The sequence below is a fragment of the Algoriphagus sp. genome (genome assembly GCF_046296635.1).
Taxonomy (GTDB): Bacteria; Bacteroidota; Bacteroidia; order Cytophagales; family Cyclobacteriaceae; genus Algoriphagus.
Map to the genome: position 1 here is coordinate 1 of NZ_JBKBKZ010000001.1, position 20,064 is coordinate 20,064.

The following is a 20,064-nucleotide window of genomic DNA, read 5'->3' on the forward strand; positions in this document are numbered from 1 at the left end:
AGTAGTGCAAAAAGCCTGTTTCACAGGTACGGGGTATCGATTGTACGGTATGCAGATGATTTTGTAATGATGGGGAGGAATATTCCTCCAAAAGTACTGTCCAAGCTAAAAGAACTATTGGACAGGATGGGACTTACGCTCAACGAAAACAAGACCAAACTTATTAATGCCAGAAACCAGACTTTTGACTTTTTGGGCTTCACGGTCCGATATAGCAGGGATCTGTTTGTCAAGGGCAGGAGGTATTGGGAAATATTTTCGAGCAGGAAGTCTGAAACCAAAATCAGGGAACGGATAAGGGAGTTTCTGAAATCAGGGGGACACTATGCACCCGAAAAGGTCTCAGGAGGGCTTAACTCAATCATCAGGGGGTGGTTAAACTACTTCGATGCAGGAGGGATAAGCTACATGAAGATGCCCCGAAGACGTCTCCGAAAATACCTGATGAGCACGATACATCGATACTACAACCGAAAGAGCCAAAGAAAGAGCAGGCTTTACAGACAGAAAGCCTTTGAGGTACTGACAACCAGATATGGATTGATAGACCCGACAAAATACTCTCTTAGCTTGAATAGGAAGTGAATGCTTGAGGCGAAAACCTTAGGAAAGCCGTATGCGGGAAAACCGCACGTACGGATTGAAGAGGGGGTACGTCAGGGATTCTCTTCCCTGACGACTCTACTCTACTGGGAAAGTTTAAAGGAAAAATGTCCTGCTTTCGGAAAAGCAGGACAACTCAAATCTGTGCATCTGTTGCCTTCTCCGAGCCTTAAAACTTCATCCTCAAACCAAGCAAGAAATTAGTCCCCGCCTGTGGATAGTAGAAGTTCTCGGTCACCAACTCCCTACCGCTCGTTTCTCCAGGCACGAAATAGCTGAACGTGTATCCATTTGGCTCATACATCTCATTGAAGATATTGTTGATCAAAAGATTCACTTCCAACCCTTTGAAAAACCTAGGCGTGGCAGTATAGCTGATTCGTAAGTCATTGGTGAAAAAGGCATCCAACGCCCTTCCTTCATTTCCGGTATTGTCCAAAAACTGCTGCCCAACATATTTGCTCAGCCAGTTAATCGACAGGTTTTTTGTAGGCTGAAACTCTATTATTGCCGACCCAACTACATTCGGAGAGAAGGCAATATCTGTATTGGTGTAAGAGATTACTTCCTGCTGAAATTCCTCCACACTGTAGTCATCCAAGTACTCGGTGAATTCCTTGATCTTGTTTTGGCTGAAGGCAATATTTCCTCCCAACGTCCAAGCCGAGGAAAGCCGATACACACCATCCAACTCAATTCCGGCACGGTAAGAGGATTCCACGTTTTCTCGGATATAGGCTCCCACATCGTTGATTTGCCCGGTTAGGATCAACTGATCCCGATAATTCATGTAGTAGAAGTTGGCATTGTAGCTGAAGTTTCCTGATTTGGCGCGGACACCTGCTTCGATGTTGTTGAGTTTTTCAGGTCTTGGAACTTCGGTGATCGGATTGTCTGTGAAATCCCTTCGAGTTGGTTCCCGATTGGCCACCGCATAGCTGGCGTACCAAGTCTGATTTCCCTTTTCGTAAGAAAATCCAAACTTAGGATTGAAGAATGTATAATTCTGTTGACCAGTCACAATGCGCTGATCGTTGTTGACACCATCAAAGGAATAATTAATTCCTCTTACTTGGAGGTCACCGAACAGGTTCAATCCGGGACTGAATTCATAGGTCGCTTTTGCATAGATGTTTTTATCATCTTTTATCGCATTGTTGTCATAGTACCGATCACGAATATTGATATTCCCGGCAACACGGGCCCAGATGATTTCTCCGAAATGGGCTCCATCATAGCGGTTGGCACCACCACCAATGATGAAATCCAATTTGCCATCAGAGGATACGTAATTTGCCGAACCCACAAATCCATAGAAATCATTATCCAGCCAGCGTCTTCGAATGATGTCTGTGCGCGAAATGACCTGCCCGCCGATCTCTACATTTGGAAGTCCATATCTTGAAAAGCGGTCATTCGGTCTGAATTGCTCGTAGTAACCCCGTCCATAGGTGTAGTGAAGCGCAAGATTAGTCTTCCAATTCGAGCCCACTTTTCCGGTGTAAATCAATTGATAATGGTCTTGTTGGTAGTTATCCGTTTCGTTATCGTAAGTGTAGAAGTTGTGGGTTCTGTCGTCTTTCAATTTAGACTCAGGCAGGCCGTACCAACTTTGATAAGTCTGTTCTTTACCGGAGAAAGCAATCAATTTGATCACACTTTTCTCTCCATAATACCCACCTGAAACAAACCAGCTGCTCAGATCTGAAAATGCCCGATCGACATAGCCATCCGATGTGATTTTAGAAAGTCGAGCATCCACGGCAAATCGATTATTAAGCAATCCAGTGCCTGCTTTCACCGTGTTCCTCCAGGTGTTGAAAGAGCCAAAACCGTTGTCCAACTCGGCATAGGCTTCATCTCGACGGGTATCCGTTTGGAAATTTAGGCTGGCACCAAAAGTAGCAGCACCATTGGTCGAAGTGCCGACACCACGTTGAATTTGGATGTTTTCCACAGAGGATGCAAAGTCCGGCATATTCACCCAAAAAACCCCATGTGACTCTGCATCATTAAGTGGGATGCCGTTTATAGTGGCATTTATTCTAGTTTGATCTGTACCCCGAATCCGAAGTCCTGTGTATCCAACTCCAGCTCCTGCATCCGAAAAACTCACCACAGAAGGGGTGAAATTCAGTAGAATTGGAATGTCCTGACCCAAATTTCGTTTGGCAATTTCGGACTTATCCACATTCGTAAATGTCGTCGGAGTACTTGCTGAAGCACGTGTAGCTGAGACGATAAATTCCTCGGTGAGGATTTCTCGACTTACTAGCTCTATCTGTAAATCCCCTGAAAAAGGTACTGAAACCATTTTTCTAAAGGTCTCAAAACCAAGAAAAGAAACCCGAATTTCTACTTCTCCCGTTGGCAAATTCGAAATCGTAAACTTTCCATCTTCATTTGAGACAGCACCTTTTCCAAGATTCTCGGTCCAAACCGTGGCGCCGATTAGTGGTTTGCCATTTTGAGCCTCCACGACCCTTCCGCTGAGGATATTTTGCCCCCAAACAGAAATTGCAGCCAAGAATAAAACAAGGCTAAATACTAATTTTTTCATTTTTATTCTACCCTTTCGGGTGGTTGAGTGAAACATTAGAAAACCCAAGGGAGGTCTTCCGTGATAGTTTACCCGGTTTGCAAAACGAATACAATTCAATAGCCAGAAGGGTACCGCTTCGGCATTTTCATTAACAAATTCGTTTTACTTTCTCATTTCCCTTCGCCAGCATTACCCGGATCAGGTCGTATGGGTATGATCTCAGCCCGTTATATTTAAGGCACCCCTTATGATCTCTTGCAAAGGTAAGAGCGAAAAGTTTCTTTACAAGTCCCTTCCTTCAAATCCTTTTTTATAAATTCCCGAAACATATCCCAATCAAATCAATGAAGCTCTACAAACTGACAGCTGGTACACTCTTGGAATCTGAAAATAGCATCTTCTTAGGCCCCGAACTGGATTGGGATCAACTCTTGGGAAGGGAGCATTTGCCCAAACTTTTGAAATCAGAATCAGCGCATTGGGAGAAAATAAGTTTTGAAAAAGCCGAAGAACTGAAAGAGGAGGGTCTTTTGGCACCCATGGGAAATCAGGAAGTATGGGCAGCTGGAGTAACTTACTACCGCAGCCGAACTGCCAGAATGGAAGAATCTCAAGATGCCGGCGGAGCGGATTTTTACGATAAAGTTTATGCGGCGGACCGACCGGAACTTTTCTTCAAAGCAACTTCCAGCCGCGTTTCCAATCCGGGAGAAACCGTCAATATCCGCAAAGATTCCACTTGGGATGTCCCCGAGCCGGAATTGACTTTGTTGATTTCCCCTTCGGGAAAAGTTCAGGGCTTTACCATCGGTAATGACATGAGCAGCCGAAGCATAGAGGGAGAAAATCCTTTGTATTTGCCGCAGGCGAAAGTCTATCAAGGTTGCGCAGCCATCGGGCCTTGCATTTTGATTCAGGAGGAAATGCTTCCAGACTCGACTAAAATCAGCCTAGAAATATTAAGAAATGGCAAAACCGAAGCTTCTGGCGAAACTACTTTGGCACAAATGAAGCGTAAACCTCAGGAATTGGCTGATTGGCTTTTTAGATCAAGCTCTTTTCCAATTGGCTGTCTGATGATGACTGGAACAGGGATCGTTCCGGACAATTTTACACTTCAGGCTGGGGACGTGGTGAAAATTACAATTGACGGAATCGGAACCTTGGAAAATAAGGTCGGGAAGATTTGATGATTTGAATTTCCTAAAAACGGAACGTGTACGTCAATTTCACTGCTGTTCCTGATTCAGTTGTGACCAATCGTTCCATCGAATTGACCCAATTGTGATTGTACACCACATAGAAGGTGTTGCCCGGACTGATCACCCAGACAAATCGGGTGTTTGTTCCCACAAATTCAGTGATATTATCATATTGGATGTTGAAATTCAGAGAAACCCAAGGGGAAAAATCATAGGCCGTAATCAATCGAAACAGATGGGTTTGAAATGAGCCTTCCAGAAGATTTACATTACTATAATCCCATCCTGCTGAAACATTCAACCCAACAAAAGGTCTCAAGAAAGCTTCAACAACCAGATTTTCCTGACGGCCCGTCCAAAATCCAATATTTGTATACTCTACAGAACCCCCAACCCTACGAAAGGAAGCAGTAGCTGCCTCTATCGAATAGCCTTGATTAGTATATTCTCCTGTTTGAATTACAAATTGCCCGTCTCGGAGTATATCAAAAGGGCGATCCAAAAACTCATAATTAATCAATCCAGTCAACCGAAAACTATCTCCACTCTCGAGCCTTACTCCCAGAAATCTCACTCTGTTGTTTACTGTAGCAGGTTTCCAATCCATTCCCATCAAATATTCAAAATAGTATTGCCAGCTTAACTCCCTGATCAGGCTGCTTTTTTCGATCAATGGGCTGTAGGTGATCGATGGTTGAAGTCTTCGAAAACCTATTCTAGGGGCAAAGCCTACAGCCGGATTGTAATCAGCGCCAAATTCTCTGTAGGACACATGTCCATCCCAAGGTTGATTGGGGAAATTCAGTCTGAAACCACGAGAACTTCGATCCCATTGACTGCTTTGTTCCCTAAGGGAATTTGGAGAATGACCAACCACAAACGCCTCTAACTGCAAGTTTTTATTCCTCAAAAACTTTGAAGTACTCAGACTCATATCTATGCCATAAGATTCCCGGTGGCCAATGGAATCTCCCTGCGTATTGCGTCTGGTGTAGATTCCTCCTATGGTGCTTTCGGCGCCAAGATTTTGAATCACTCTGGCAACCGTGAAATTCTCCTCTGGAACTTCATCCACTGCAGCCGTATTGACGTGAAGGACTCCAACATCCGTATTTTTTATTCTTCCAATGAGTCGACCACCATATTTGATTGGAATGGGCCTACCTCGTTGAAGACCCACTCTTCGGCTGAAATAGGGATTTGGATTGCTCGAAGGCGCAAAGAGAAAAATATTGGCGCCCTGAAGGAAAAAGTCTCTTCGCTCAGGGAAAAACAGTGGAAATCGCGTTAAGTTGATCTGCCGATTGTCTACTTCAGTTTCGGCAAAATCCGTATTGACAGTTATGCCAGCCTTCAGATTTGGGGTGATGTTGTAATTGATTTCGCCTCCGGCATTCGCAGAATAAGAATTGGAATAGGATCCATCTTCCTCATTTCTGCTCTTATTTTGATTTGCAATGACATAAGGAATTGCTTCAACGCCAATTCCTTGGGAGATATTTTTTAATCCACTGAGTACACCGGCATCTTGTGGTCGTCGGATGCCTTGATTCCGCTGATGACCCGACCAGAGAACGATTTCATTTTTTCTTCGGATGATTCGCTGGAAGTTAATTCCCCATTCTTCCAAACTTGGATCAAAATTCAGTGTCATAAAAGGGATCTGGATTTCAGCCGACCATCCATCGGATCTTCGCTTGACCCAAGCTCGCCATATCCCATTCCAAGCGGTATTCAGGGTAGATCCTTGTCCAGTTTTCAGGATGGCATCACCCATCATTCCCAGGGGATTGATTTCAAAATAAAATCCGGACCGCTGATCATTATAGCTGTCAATCAATATCGTAAAACTATCGTCCGTACTAAGATTGGCATCTCTTCTTCGCTGAAATGCCTTAATTTGATCAGGTTCAGAGTCGTAAAATATGGCACTGATATATAGGTTTTTCCTGTCGTAAGCGATTCGAATTTCGGTTCTTTCACTTGCAGGCTGTCCTTCTATGGGTTCTTGTTGCAGAAACTGAGATATCGGCTTTGCATTTTGCCAAAATGCTTCATCTGGGCTACCGTCAAGTTTGACTTGATCCTGACCATCCAAAAAGTACGCCTCAATCCTTGGCTTTTCCTGAGCCAAGAGTTGGATCGAAAAAAGTGAACAGACAAGGAATAATAGGTTTGATTTCAAGTGTTTCTATTTGGTACGTTATTTTCAAGCCTGTCGGCAGGCCTGATTTCATTACAAAATCAAAGCTAAGTGAGCATATTGGCCTTTCTTTCTTTTTTTTGATTAATGGTCCACTAGCTCGAGCTTTCATTTTCGAAATTTTGTCAGATTCAGGAGCTCTCAATCATAAAATACCTTAAGTTGAAATATGCAATTCTTCCAAAAACATCTCAGGCTTCCTGCTTATCCACAAGGCTATCATTTGATTACCGATCAAATCGAGAAGAATATTCCTGAATTTCGGGAAATTCGAATTGGCTTTTTACAGGTTTTTCTACAGCATACCTCAGCAGGACTGTGTATTAATGAAAACGCAGACCCAACAGTGCGGAAAGATTTCCAAACCTTTGTAAATGAATTAATTCCGGAAACTTATCCACGCTTTGTCCACGACTATGAGGGGACAGATGATATGCCAGCACATATCAAAAGCGCATTTTTTGGAGTAAGTCTTCAAATTCCCATTTCCGGTGGAAAACTTGCTCTTGGAATTTGGCAGGGAATTTACCTCTGTGAATTTCGCAACCAAGGCGGCAATAGAAACCTGATCCTTACCGGATTCGGCACCAAATAATCGGTTAAAAAATTCGCTCTACCATTGATAAAAATCCTTGGTTGGAATCAGTTTGCGAAGTTACTTTTGCATGCCTTGAACCTCACATGAAATCACTACTCGGAATTGCCGGCTTACTTTTCTGCCTTCTTTCATTCCCATCTCTTGCTCAGGTATTTTCAGTTCCAAATGCTTTTGCACAGAAGCTGAAAGAACCCATTACCCTGGACGGAAATCTGGATGAAGAAATATGGACCAATAGTGAAGCATGGAACGGAGGTTTTACACAATATTTTCCCTCAGACACGTCAGCTTCACGAATAAATACTAGGGTTAAGATCGCTTTTGATGATAACAACCTCTATATCGCTGCCGTCATGGAGAATAACGGCCCTCGCAACTATGTCTCGACCTCCCTTCGTCGGGACTTTCGAGGGGAGCAGAATGATGCGATTGTATTTGTCTTTGATACTTTCAATGACAAAACAAATGCGTTCCAGTTTGGGATAAATCCCTATGGTGTTCAACGGGAGGGATTAGTATCCAACGGAGGCACGAGATCTCAAGACTTAAGCTTGGCTTGGGACAATAAATGGTATTCCAACGCTAAAATTTTTGAAGATCACTGGCAAATGGAGGCGATTATTCCCTTATCCAGCATTCGATTCAATGAAGGAGCTCAAAACTGGAATGTCAACTTTTACAGAATAGACAGCCATGAAGGGGAGCGAAGCACTTGGTCACCTGTTCCAAGAAATATCCCGATCATAAGTACAGCATTTTCGAGAAAACTCATTTTCGAAGAACCCATTAGAAAGAGTTCTGCAAATATTTCCCTGATTCCCTATGTGGCAGGGCGAACATCCCGAAATTTTCTGGAAGGAACTCAGGAAAGCCTGACTCCGGCAATCGGGGGAGATGCCAAAATCGGAATTGGGCCAGCCTTAAATTTGGATTTGACTTTCAATCCAGATTTTTCCCAGGTGGAAGTGGATGAACAAGTGACCAATTTGGACAGATTTGAGATCTTTTTCCCGGAAAGGCGACAGTTCTTTTTGGAAAATGCAGACCTCTTTGACAGCTTTGGTCAGCCCAGATCCAGACCTTTTTTCTCCAGAAGAATAGGCGTGGACATCGATTCTGCCACAGGTCAGAATGTTCAAAGTAAGATCCTTTATGGTGCTAGATTGAGTGGAAAACTCAATGAAAACTGGCGTATTGGTCTCATGAACATGCAGACGGCTACTGATGAAAATGCCGGGATCTCGGGGAAAAATTTCTCGGTGCTTGCAATTCAGAAAAAAGTATTTGCCCGGTCCAATGTGGGCTTAATTTATGTCAATAAGGAATCCTTGGCCTTAGATGAATTCCAGCAATTGTTTGACCCGACCGCCTACAATCGGCTGATTGGAATGGATTATAATCTTAACTCTTCCAATGGAAAATGGACCGGAAAGGTGTTTTATCATCGGACTTTTGAATCTATCGATCAAGTCAAGCCCTATTCTTTCAATGCCTATATGCTTTTTACCGATATTCATTGGAATTGGACATTCAGTTTTCAAGACGTCGGAAAATCCTTCAATCCCGCAGTCGGGTTTGTACCTCGGGTAGATTTCAAGCGGATCAATCCAGACCTGAGTTACCTTTTCTATCCGAAATCCAAACTGATCAACCGGCATGGACCAAAAGTCGAATATGAAGGCTACTGGAATGAAACACTGGGCACGACGGATCGGGATATCAATCTTGGATATATCATTCGATTTAATTCCCTTTCTGAATTGGAAATTAAGCAGCGGAATCGCTACCTCTACCTCTTTCAAAACTTCGATCCAACCCGTTCGGGAGGTGAAGCTCTTTTGGCCGGTACGGACTATCGCAACAAAACCATACAGGTCGAATATAAAAGTAATCCAAGGAATGTATTCAACGTATTGCTAGATGCCGAAGCAGGGCAATACTTTACCGGTAGCTTTCAGCGGGTCACCAGTCAAACGGGCTTTAGAATGGGATATCTGGCAAATATTTCGATGAACTTCAATTATGCCAGAATTAGACTACCACAACCGCAGAATGATGCAGATTTACTTTTAGTCGGCCCGAGGATAGATTTGACCTTTAGCAAAAAAGTGTTCTGGACTACCTTTATCCAATACAACAATCAGATCGACAACCTGAATATCAATACCCGATTGCAGTGGCGCTATGCACCGGTTTCAGACTTCTTCCTAGTCTATACGGACAACTATTTCCCCGGAGATTTTATGCCAAAACAGCGTTCCTTGGTGTTTAAGCTGAATTATTGGTTGAATATTTAATGAAAAGACCTGCTAGGTTTTGAAAACCTGGCAGGTCTAGTTTTGATTTTACCATTAAGGAATTAAGAAAATGAAGAGTCTAAATTCACCGCTCCAATCTTAATGTCCTCAATTTTCTTAATGGTTTGATCTGTAAAACATCAAAATGGTTTCACTTACTCGCCTCCACTCTTACCTTTTTCCCCGTCATCAAGATTCTTCGATATCCATCCTTTGTATCCGAACTGATTTCTTTGCCTAAAACTTTCACTTTTGAATATTCGGCTGGAATTTCAATCGAAATACCCCACTTGGATTGTATCTGCTCGACTTCGATTGCTCGGACACCTGACTTATCCACATAGCTAAGGCTGATTTCATTGTCACCAATCTTGACCTTTTGAATGGATGCATCTTCCCATGCAGTCGGCATTTGTGGACGAATGTAGATTACCTTATTTCCAGCATCAGGTTTAATTCCAAAAAACTGGGTGATCATCGGAACCGCATAACTGTACAAATTCCAAGCTTGAGTAAACATCCCATAATCGGGAGACACTTCATAAATCGATCCCGGTAATGCAAACCCAAAACTTCTTGTCATCCGCTTGAGGTAATCTAAAGCCTGATCCGGATTGCCGTAGTTATTTTCTCCAATGGCAGAAACACCTGTCGGCAAGGTCATCACTGCACCCGTATAGGAAAAACTTTTGCTTCCTGTAAAAGACCCATCTTCACTCTCTGCACTTTCATCCCGATCGATTCCGGTTACGAAAACGCCAAAAGGATTGGTATACTTTCTTCCAGTTTCCAACGCGATTTTTGCTTTCTTCGGATCAGCGATTCCAGTTTCCATCGGCGTATTCACCACCCAATTGTGATACAAGACAAAACCTTGTTTCTGATTTATTGGCAATGTGGATAACTTAGCTTTTGTAGCTTCCAATTCCGCTACCGCCCAAGGCTTATTCAGCGTGTCAGCCCGAATTATAGCCCCATCAATCAAGTGAAGCGCATCCTCTGCTGTCCCGATAAAATCCGCATAACTACCGAATTCCTCCACCCAAAAGTCCGAGTTTATCTTGACAGCCAAGGCATCCGCTGTCTGTTGATAACTTTTAGAAAGTGCAGTTTTTTCAAGAATTTCGGCCATTTTAGCAGCATCGGCAAATGCTTTTTGGCTGTAAACTGCCACATCGATCATCTCTGATTCCAAGCCATGGATCTCCATCATTCCGTACCCGTCTGCCAAAAGATTCCCGTCTTTGTCATTTGCCTCCAAAAGCCAAGTCAATCCTTCTTCAATCGATGGAAAATATTTCTCCAAAAACTCCCGATCCCCAGTCCAGCGATAAACATCCCAAATCGTCGATGCCCATTGCGGAGTTTCATTGATGTTTCCGGGATTGAAAACCGCGCCATTGGTGCTGACTTCATGCACGATGCGCCCATTGCCGTTTGCCTTTTCAGAGAGATTGTGGATAAGTTCGATCGTGGAATAAACCAAGTCTTTTCTACCCGTGGTGATAAGTCCTTGAATGGTGTATTCACTGTCCACACCAAAAAACCAGGGATAATCCGGCAAACCTGCACCAAACCCTCTTCCCATTCCTGGAACTTCACGAACCAGCCAATCCGTATTGTATTTCGTCCATTCAAATGCTTGCTGAAGTTCTTTGTCTGGTATGGTGATCTGAGAAAGCTCTTGGATATTTTGATATCGTTTCTTTTTTGCCAACCAATCACCTTGCAGATTTGACCTCAAATCCGCCAAGGTCTCCAAAGCTTTCAATTGACTTCCTGTTGAACCCGAAATGTAAATTGGAATGATTTGCTCAGTCCCTGCAGGCAAGTTGATTTCCAAACCCAAACCAGCATTGGTTCCATTTCCTTTGGGAGTCATCTGACATGTTGATGATGCTGTCGGGCTCAATTCCATTCCCTTTGCACTTCCCCAAACTACAAACCAATCATTACCCTGATCTTTTCCCGTGAACGTATTAGTCTGCTCATCAAAAGTGATTTCGTCTGGATTGTCGACCATTCCTGTTCGTTCTCCAAGCCAAACCGGCATCAGATCAACATAAGCATTGAAGTCAAAGCGAACCGATTTATCAGACTTATCCACATTTTTAATTTTAAATAGAATGACCATTCCTTCCCGTCCATCCGGCACAAATTGAAGTCTTTCGACTTCAATCCCATTCTCTGGATTTGAAAAATTAAGGACATTAGCAAAAGGATAATTTGTAAAAGAACTAGCCTGGTCAAGACAAAATGTATTTTCACTCACTGAAACAGAAGCTGTGAAACCATCCAAAAGCTTGATTGGATGAAGCCAAATTCCGCCCATTTCTCCTTCCACATGCCATCCCAAGTCTGGAAAGGTTCCGTCTTGGTGTCCTACTAGATACACCCGATCCCCGGCTGCGGCAAAAGGGGATGTGAGATAGTCTGAATTTCCTGTAAGACCTGTTTGAGTCTCTAAGTCTGAGAAAATAAACTGTTCGGAAGTAGGACTACCGCAAGCAATGAAAATTAGAGCAACAGGAATGAATAGGCTATTGATAACTCGCATGTCTGGGAAGTTTGATTCTGAAAATTATGGTTTTTGTACTGAATAACTTTTAAAAATTGAAATCATTAAAAAATCAAGGATCAAATTCACAAAATCAGGGACAAAAAGAAGCTATTCCAAAATCAAAAATTCATCAATTAAAATTCATTAGAAAATCTAAACACTTCTCATAAAGTGTCTGTTTTAGGAATATGAAGCATAATCGGGTAATAGTTTGGTTTCGAAATGATCTTCGAATCTCGGATAATGAGACGCTTACAAGAGCAATTCAATCCGGAATTGAGATTATTCCAGTTTACTGCTTCGATCCGAGAATGTGGGCTAAAACGGAATTGGGAATAGCTAAGACTGGAGCTTTTCGTACACAGTTTTTAATTGAATCAGTTGATGACCTTCGGAAATCCATTAGAAACCTTGGAGGAGATTTGATCATACTTCAGGGAAAGCCTGAAGATAAAGTTGTCGAATTGGCCGAAAAAATTCAGGCTAAGGCCATCTTCTTTTCCCAAGAGGTGACCTCAGAGGAAAAAGATGTGGATAAGTCCTTGGAAAGCGCAGCTTTTGCCAAAGGAATAACCACAGAAAGTTTCTGGCAGAGCACTTTATATCATATTGAAGATTTGCCTTTTCCAGTAAGTCAAACGCCTGAAGTATTTACACATTTCAGAAAAGCAGTAGAAAAAATGGCGAAAGTCCGACCTTCTTGGAAGACGCCAAAAACAATAAATTATCCGAGTGATTTAGATTTCTCTTTACTGGGGAATTTACCGTCACTACTTACTTATGGACTGGAGAAACCCGACCGGGATGCCAAATCGTGGATGGAGGTTGAAGGTGGAGAGCAATCCGGATTCGGGCGACTTCGGTCCTACTTTTGGGAAAAAGACCTGTTGAAAGTTTACAAGGAAACTCGCAATGGGTTGATCGGGATGGATTACAGCTCAAAATTTTCGCCATGGCTGGCATTGGGCTGTATCTCCCCTCGATCGATAGTAGAGGAAATTACGAGCTATGAAAAAGAGCGGAAAAAAAACGAAAGTACTTATTGGCTGATCTTCGAGCTGATTTGGCGGGACTATTTTCGATTCATCGCCAAAAAGCACGGTGATAAGATATTCAATATTCAAGGTATCAAAAACCAAGAGGACTCCTGGAGTAGAGATAAGTCTCAATTTGAGGCTTGGGCTGAGGGGATGACAGGAGTTCCTTTTGTAGATGCTAACATGCGTGAATTGAACGCAACCGGATTCATGTCCAACAGAGGACGGCAAATCGTTGCGAGCTTCTTGGTGAATGATCTGGGAATTGACTGGACTTGGGGTGCGAGTTACTTCGAAAGCCAACTCATCGATTATGATGTTTGCTCCAACTGGGGAAATTGGATGTACGTGGGTGGGGTAGGGAATGATCCAAGGGAAAATCGCTACTTTAATATCCTTCGGCAGGCAAAAAATTACGATCGAAATGGAGAGTATGTCAGAATCATGATCCCTGAATTACAGGCTATTAAAGGTTTTGACATTCATCAACCTTGGGAGTTATCCACATCTCAACTTAGAAGTTTGAAAATCCAATTTGGCCATACTTATCCACAGCCTTTGCGGAAAATTCCGACACTGGAAAAAGCTTATTAATCAAACCAAAACCTATTACAAAACCTCAGAATTCTGGGGTTTTTCTTTTTTGAGATTTTTCTGGGTAGGCCTCCAAAGCACAAAATAAAAAACTATGGTCATCCAAAGCTGGAAAAAAGCATTTTGCCCCCAAGTTGACCATTTATAAATTACAGAAAAATCAAAAGTCATAGTGGGGTAAACATAAGCTTGAACTAACAAGAAATAAATGGCAGAGCTTACAAGTACACTTACCCAAGTAGATCTTGCTTTTAAATAGTTTAGAAAATCTTTCATTGCTCAAAATTAAAAGAACAGCGATAAAAACAAAACTAATTTTCCAGTAATCTTCAATTAATCAAATTCGTTTACGAATCCCTTTCCGATTGGTCTTTGGATTGCTGCTCTTGAATTTTTGATTTATGATCCCTGAGATTCGATCTCCAGAACAACAAGTAATAACCGACAGTCCAGCAGACAGTATAAAAAATCAGCTTTGAATAGGATTTTGGTTGGTAAATAAAATTCCAATCGAAACCTTCTTTCAAGCCGATGTATCCATCTAGAAATACTTGACCAATACTCGTTAGCAGAATAAACCACCAAAAGGATTTTAGAAAAAGCTTCTTGTCAGTCAATTTTTCCAAAGAAAAGGAATATAGACAGCGTAAAAGAAACGCTCAAGGGATAGTATGTGAAAGGATGTTTATTTCAGGTTTAACATTTATTTGTATGTACGCTACTTTGCCAGTTTATCAAAACCATTACTAGAAATTGGCTCAAATACTAATATTCAGGCCCTCTTCGCCTGCGCGCCGTGGCGTGGTCTTCGGTCACTTGTGCTGAGCGTAGCCGAAGCATCCAGCCCCTTATCAGTGGAAAATTGCCTACTGGCAGAAAAGCGTATATCCTCAAACATTTATTCCAAAAACCTCATAAAAAGGCTCAAATGTTTTTTGTTGGCAATTATTCATCGTAATATTGCAATGTAATTCAGAGACAGAGGATATAGTCTATTAAATCGATGGAGTTCCGATCCCACTTTGATGATTTAGAAAGAAAATATAAATGCTCTTAGGAGTAAGAAATATGACCCAAACGATAACTCCATACATGTTTTTTACCGGAAAAGGTGGCGTTGGCAAAACATCGCTATCCTGTGCACATGCGGTGAAAATGGCCGATGAAGGCAAAAAAGTCCTGATTGTCAGCACCGATCCTGCCTCCAATCTTTCCGATGTATTGGATAGCCCGGTGCATGAGACGATTGAGCCGGTAAAGGGTGTGAAAAACCTTTTTGCTATCAATATCAATCCGGAAGTATCTGCTGATGAATACCGCAAGCGGGTAACCGATCCGATGAAAGGCCTGGTTTCCGAAGCTGAAATCAAAAAGATGAATGAGGAACTTTCGGGCGCTTGTACCACCGAGATTGCTTCATTTGACGAGTTTTCACGCTTCATTTCCGGCGAACATGAAGGGGGAAAATTTGATGTTATTGTGTTTGATACTGCTCCTACAGGACATACTTTGCGCTTATTGGAATTGCCGGCAGCTTGGGCATCTTTCTCGGAAGAAAACCCGGATGGTGCTTCTTGCCTTGGCCCAACTTCCGCATTGAAAAGCAGTCAGGAACGCTACAATACAGTAGTGAACACGCTAAGAGATGGAAACAAAACAACTTTTTATCTGGTAGCACGAGCGGATAAATCTTCTTTAAAAGAAGCATCCAGAACAAGTGCTGAGTTGGTCGAACTGGGTTTAAAACAGCAACAACTATTTATCAATGGGGTATTCAAAGCAACTGACTCTGATGATTCCCTTGCTCAAAAAATGGAGGCCATGGCCAACAAGCAGCTCGAGCTAATTCCTGAAAACCTCCTCGAACTTACAAGACAAACGTTCCCCCTTTTACCCTATAATGTTCTCGGAGCAGAAAAGCTTCGCTCGCTATTGGATATTTCTATTCGAAAAGAAATTGTATCCCAATCAACTGGTTCAGACTCAACTTGGACATCAACCCTAATTGGTTTGGATGCGCTGGTGGAGGAAATAATCGGTGAGAAAGAATTTGGACTGATCATGACTATGGGCAAAGGGGGTGTTGGGAAAACTCTTGCAGCATCTGCTATCGCTGTGATGATTGCCCAAAAAGGCCATGAAGTACTCCTGACTACCACCGATCCGGCTGCGCATGTGCAGGATTTTATCAATCAGTTGGGTGACCTACCCGATCATTTGACTATTGACCGCATTGACCCGAAAGTAGAAACTCAACGCTACACTGACAAAGTGCTTCAGCAGAAGGGTAAAAACTTGGATGAAGGAGGCCGAAAGCTTTTGCTCGAAGATCTCAAATCTCCCTGCACAGAGGAAGTAGCTGTTTTTCATGCATTCTCCAAAGCCATTCATCAAGCGAAACGCAAATTTGTGGTAATCGATACTGCTCCGACGGGACATACCTTGTTGCTTTTGGACACCGCAGGCAGCTATCACAGAGAAATCATGCGAGGTACGGGCATGGACGTTTCCAAAATCAAAACGCCCTACATGAACTTGGAGGACTCCTCGCTTTCCAAAGTCATCCTGATTTCCTTGCCTGAGACAACTCCGATGCGGGAGGCGGCAGCATTGCAGGACGATCTGAAGCGTGCTGGCATTTCGCCTTATGCATGGGTGATTAATCAAAGTCTCTCCATGCATGAAGGAATCACAGATGCTTTATTGAAGAAACGAGCCATCGCAGAACTGAAGGTTATCAAAGAAATTGAAAATAAACATGCCGATAAAACCTTCGGCATTCCTTTCCTTCCGGAGGAAAATGTGCTTCCCGCACTTTTGGAATTCTATCAAAATTCACCCACTAAAAATCTTGCCTGAAATGGGAGTTACTAAAACAGATTTATTCACAGAAACGCAGAATGAACTGGCAAACTATGCCCGAGTGCTGGCTCATCCTGCCCGGATTGCCATCATCCAATACCTATTGAGAACCAATACCTGTTGCAACTCTAATCTTGTTGGTGATTTGGGTTTAGCTCAAGCTACCATTTCTCAGCACCTGAAAGAGCTCAAAAGTGTGGGAATCATTCAGGGAACGGTAGAAGGCGTATCGGTCAACTACTGTATCAATCCCGAAAAGTGGCATTATATCAAGGAAATGCTGTTTGAGCTTTTCGATAGCTATAATTCCAGCAATTGTTCAATCTGCTAAAAAAACACTATGCAAGTTTCCCTTTTAACAAAAGTCAAAGACACCATCAAAACTCTGGATGTGGAATCTATTTCCGCAGAGAGAAAGTCTGCTTTACAATCCCTGACCGACTTTATCCAGGTAAAAGTGGATAAAAAAGAGGCTGTGCTTTTGAATTTCATCTGCACCCACAATTCTCGCAGAAGTCACCTTTCCCAAGTATGGGCGCAGGTAATGGCTGCTCATTTTGGCATTCCTCAGGTTTTCACTTATTCAGGAGGAACGGAGGCTACTGCTATGTTTCCTAAAGTAGGTGAAACACTCAAGGAGCAAGGCTTAGAAATTATCCCGCTTTCCGAAGGAAAAAATCCGGTCAATGCGATCAAATATGCAGAAAATGCACACCCGATCATCGCTTTTTCCAAAACCTACGATCATCCCTTCAATCCCGTGTCGAAGTTCGTAGCCATCATGACCTGCTCTCAGGCAGATGAAGGGTGTCCGTTCATCGCTGGAACCGAAAAGCGCATTCCCATCACTTACGATGATCCAAAGGCTTTTGACGGTACTCCCCAACAGACCGAGAAATACATGGAGCGCAGTGTACAAATTGCCACAGAACTATATTATGTATTTTCTAAAGTGAGTGAGAAATGACAAGCAGTAAAAAACAACTTCCTGTTTTCGAACGCTACCTCAGTTTATGGGTAGGACTTTGTATTGCCGCAGGCATAGCAATCGGTCAATTGGCTGGTGATAGCATGCAGTTTCTAGCCGATGCGGAGATTTATAAAGTCAATATTCCGATTGCGATTCTGATCTGGCTGATGATTTACCCCATGATGTTGCAGATCGATTTCAGCAGCATCAAAAATGTAGGCAGAGCTCCGAAAGGTTTAATACTAACTGTTGTGATCAACTGGCTGATCAAACCATTTACTATGGCATTCTTTGCCTGGATCTTTTTTGAGCATCTGTATTCTGCATGGATAGAACCTGAGTTGGCCGGAGAATACATCGCCGGTGCAATCTTGCTTGGGGTGGCGCCTTGTACGGCCATGGTTTTCGTTTGGTCTTATCTGACAGATGGAGACCCTAATTACACCTTGGTGCAAGTCTCTGTCAATGACTTGATTATTTTAGTAGCCTTTGTGCCATTGGTTGGATTTCTCCTAGGGATCACGGACATAGTGATTCCTTACAACACGTTGATTGCTTCTGTCCTGATCTTTGTAGTAGTGCCTTTGGTGGGAGGTGTCATTACCAACAAGATCTTGGTGAAAAAATATGGAGAAGACTGGTTCAAAACTGTTTTTCTACCCCGCCTGAAACCTGTCAGTATCATCGCATTATTGCTAACCTTGGTTTTGCTATTCGCTTTTCAGGGTTTTACTATTCTGGAAAATCCGCTGATCATTTTATTGGTTGCGGTGCCACTGATTATTCAATCGTACTTCATCTTCTTTCTGACATGGTTTGCCGGGCAAAAGCTCAAGTTATCACACGCCATTTGTGCGCCAGCAGCTATGATAGGCACAAGCAATTTCTTTGAATTGGCCGTGGCGGTAGCTATAGCGCTCTTTGGTCTTCAAAGTCCGGCAGCCTTGGTGACCGTTGTGGGAGTTTTGGTGGAAGTCCCCGTCATGTTAAGCTTAGTTGCACTTGCCAATAAATGGAAGTATTAAACCTTAAAATCTGACACAATGAAAAAGAAAGCCATTCTCGCAACAGACCTCTCACAAGCAGCGGATTTGCTGATTCAATGCAGTGCTTTTTATAAGGAATTGGAGATTGAAGAAGTGATACTTTTTCATGCCTTAGGCGTGGAATACATGAACTTTTATGGGTATGTGAATTTGGATAAAACCCAAAAAAGACTCTCAGAACTCAAGGCTATTTTGGAAGAAAAAGGATTTAAAACCTCCATCGAATTGAGAGAGGGGCTTCCATATCTTGAATTGGAAGCCTTTACCAAGGAAATGGATGATGCCATCATTATTTCCGGTTCGAGTGGAAAGGGTTTTTTGAAAGGTATGGCTTTGGGCAGTACAGTAAATCACCTGATTAAGTACACCAGACAACCCCTTTTGGTCGTGCGGTGCAGTGAAGTCAAGGGCGATTCCAATTCCATTTCTCCGGAGTTGACCTGCTCCACTTCCAATCAATGTATCCTTTTCCCAACCGATTTTTCTGAAAATTCACAGCATGCTTTCCAGTTTTTGCTGGAGAATGTGGCTCCAAATGCCAAAACTATAGATCTCCTTCATGTGCAGGATCAACATGTGATGAAGTACCGAAGTGAATCAGAAATTGGAAAATTCAATACAATCGACATTGCTAGGTTGGCAGAAATGAAGAAAAAAGTGATGGCAGTTTCCAAAGCTTCGGTACGAACCGAGGTTGTTTTAGGAAATCCAACCAAAGAAATTTTGAATCGAATCAAGGAACTTAATTGCTCACTTGTGGTGATCGGAAAACAGGGTAGGGGCTTTATTGAGGAATTTATCTTGGGCAGCGTAACCCGAAAAGTACTCGAAGAAAGCGGGATAAATACTTTGATTGTCCCAAATCCACAGGTATAAAAACTTCAGAGATATAAACTTCATTTAAACGTAAAACGATTCAATATTAATAAATATGCAAACAGCTCAATTCACCAAAATCCTTCAAGAAAACCCCAATAAGGCGCTTTTCTTCGAATATCAGATCGGCCAGTATGTGCGTACAGATTACCACATCACGGAGATTAAGAATGTCAATTTCGATACGGTCGACTGCGGTGGTATCCGCAACCAATGGTCAGAAGTCCATATCCAATTGTGGGAAAATGAAATTCCTGAACCTAGTCACTCCGTGGATTCCGGCAAAGCCATGAAAATCTTTGATGTCGTAAATCGAGTCAGAGAAACCTATCCGAATGCAGAAATCAAATTTGAATATGGTAATGCTACTTTCCCAACGGCTGTACTTCCGGTACATCAGATCAAAGACACCGGAAATACATTGATTGTACAGCTAGTTGCTGATCAAACGACTTGCAAAGCCAAGGATAGAGCGACTACTCCAGAAGAAAAAGCTGCGGCTTGCTGTGGGTCAGCTGAAACAGCTCCGAAACTTGCAATGGCATCAGTTCAAGCAGCCGGTAGCTGTGCACCTGGAGGAGGATGTTGTTAGGTGTATGGAGGGTTTAATCAAGATTATTCCTAAGACTTCCTTAAAAAGCCTTCTCGCATTAATTCGGGAAGGCTTTTTTATT

At 42.6% G+C, this 20,064-nt stretch carries 14 protein-coding genes and 1 riboswitch; of the genes, 11 read left to right on the plus strand and 3 right to left on the minus strand.

Annotation, left to right across the window (positions count from 1 at the left end):
* Nucleotides 1–585: group II intron maturase-specific domain-containing protein (locus ACK4HU_RS00005; RefSeq protein ID WP_409802663.1), on the plus strand; the 585-nt coding region annotated here is incomplete at its 5' end.
* Nucleotides 586–772: 187 nt separating this feature from the next.
* On the opposite strand, the gene ACK4HU_RS00010 is transcribed toward ACK4HU_RS00005, so the two are convergent.
* Nucleotides 773–3,163, minus strand: coding sequence for a TonB-dependent receptor (locus ACK4HU_RS00010; protein ID WP_409802664.1), 2,391 nt, complete (start codon nucleotides 3,161–3,163; stop codon nucleotides 773–775).
* Nucleotides 3,164–3,303: 140 nt separating this feature from the next.
* A riboswitch (TPP riboswitch) is annotated at nucleotides 3,304–3,401 on the minus strand.
* A gap of 88 nt (nucleotides 3,402–3,489) precedes the next feature.
* On the opposite strand from ACK4HU_RS00010, the gene ACK4HU_RS00015 reads away from it, so the two are divergent.
* Nucleotides 3,490–4,335, plus strand: a complete 846-nt coding sequence (locus ACK4HU_RS00015) for a fumarylacetoacetate hydrolase family protein (protein WP_409802666.1) — start codon at nucleotides 3,490–3,492, stop codon at nucleotides 4,333–4,335.
* Nucleotides 4,336–4,348: 13 nt separating this feature from the next.
* Here the strand turns inward: ACK4HU_RS00015 and ACK4HU_RS00020 are convergent, their stop codons facing one another.
* Entirely contained in the window at nucleotides 4,349–6,532 is a 2,184-nt protein-coding gene (locus tag ACK4HU_RS00020; protein ID WP_409802667.1) for a DUF5916 domain-containing protein, read from the minus strand.
* 187 nt (nucleotides 6,533–6,719) lie between these two features.
* Here ACK4HU_RS00020 and ACK4HU_RS00025 point away from each other — a divergent pair, with 187 nt between their 5' ends.
* The gene (locus ACK4HU_RS00025) at nucleotides 6,720–7,145 is read left to right on the plus strand and encodes a secondary thiamine-phosphate synthase enzyme YjbQ (RefSeq protein WP_409802669.1); all 426 of its coding nucleotides are present in this window, start codon (nucleotides 6,720–6,722) and stop codon (nucleotides 7,143–7,145) included.
* A gap of 86 nt (nucleotides 7,146–7,231) precedes the next feature.
* On the plus strand, nucleotides 7,232–9,445 hold the full coding sequence (locus ACK4HU_RS00030; protein WP_409802670.1) for a DUF5916 domain-containing protein: 2,214 nt from the start codon (nucleotides 7,232–7,234) through the stop codon (nucleotides 9,443–9,445).
* Between the two features lie 151 nt (nucleotides 9,446–9,596).
* On the opposite strand, the gene ACK4HU_RS00035 is transcribed toward ACK4HU_RS00030, so the two are convergent.
* On the minus strand, nucleotides 9,597–12,002 hold the full coding sequence (locus ACK4HU_RS00035; RefSeq protein WP_409802672.1) for a glycogen debranching protein: 2,406 nt from the start codon (nucleotides 12,000–12,002) through the stop codon (nucleotides 9,597–9,599).
* Between the two features lie 191 nt (nucleotides 12,003–12,193).
* Between ACK4HU_RS00035 and ACK4HU_RS00040 the strand changes: the two genes are divergently transcribed.
* The 7 genes from ACK4HU_RS00040 to ACK4HU_RS00070 all read left to right on the plus strand — a co-directional run bounded on the left by ACK4HU_RS00040 (nucleotide 12,194) and on the right by ACK4HU_RS00070 (nucleotide 19,982).
* Complete coding sequence (locus ACK4HU_RS00040) at nucleotides 12,194–13,636, plus strand: DASH family cryptochrome (protein ID WP_409802673.1); 1,443 nt, start codon at nucleotides 12,194–12,196, stop codon at nucleotides 13,634–13,636.
* A gap of 1,068 nt (nucleotides 13,637–14,704) precedes the next feature.
* A complete protein-coding gene (gene arsA / locus ACK4HU_RS00045; protein WP_409802675.1) occupies nucleotides 14,705–16,495 on the plus strand; it encodes an arsenical pump-driving ATPase in 1,791 nt (596 codons plus the stop codon).
* A 1-nt stretch (nucleotide 16,496) separates the two neighbouring features.
* Nucleotides 16,497–16,829 carry an ArsR/SmtB family transcription factor gene (locus ACK4HU_RS00050; protein ID WP_409802676.1) on the plus strand — a complete coding sequence of 111 codons (333 nt, stop codon included), beginning with the start codon at nucleotides 16,497–16,499 and terminating at the stop codon, nucleotides 16,827–16,829.
* Between the two features lie 9 nt (nucleotides 16,830–16,838).
* Complete coding sequence (locus ACK4HU_RS00055) at nucleotides 16,839–17,465, plus strand: protein-tyrosine-phosphatase (RefSeq protein WP_409802677.1); 627 nt, start codon at nucleotides 16,839–16,841, stop codon at nucleotides 17,463–17,465.
* Complete coding sequence (arsB, locus tag ACK4HU_RS00060; RefSeq protein WP_409802679.1) at nucleotides 17,462–18,493, plus strand: ACR3 family arsenite efflux transporter; 1,032 nt, start codon at nucleotides 17,462–17,464, stop codon at nucleotides 18,491–18,493. Before ACK4HU_RS00055 ends, arsB begins: the two co-directional genes overlap by 4 nt.
* An 18-nt stretch (nucleotides 18,494–18,511) precedes the next feature.
* Complete coding sequence (locus tag ACK4HU_RS00065) at nucleotides 18,512–19,390, plus strand: universal stress protein (RefSeq protein ID WP_409802680.1); 879 nt, start codon at nucleotides 18,512–18,514, stop codon at nucleotides 19,388–19,390.
* Between the two features lie 55 nt (nucleotides 19,391–19,445).
* Nucleotides 19,446–19,982, plus strand: coding sequence for a DUF6428 family protein (locus ACK4HU_RS00070; protein ID WP_409802682.1), 537 nt, complete (start codon nucleotides 19,446–19,448; stop codon nucleotides 19,980–19,982).
* Nucleotides 19,983–20,064: the final 82 nt, after the last annotated feature.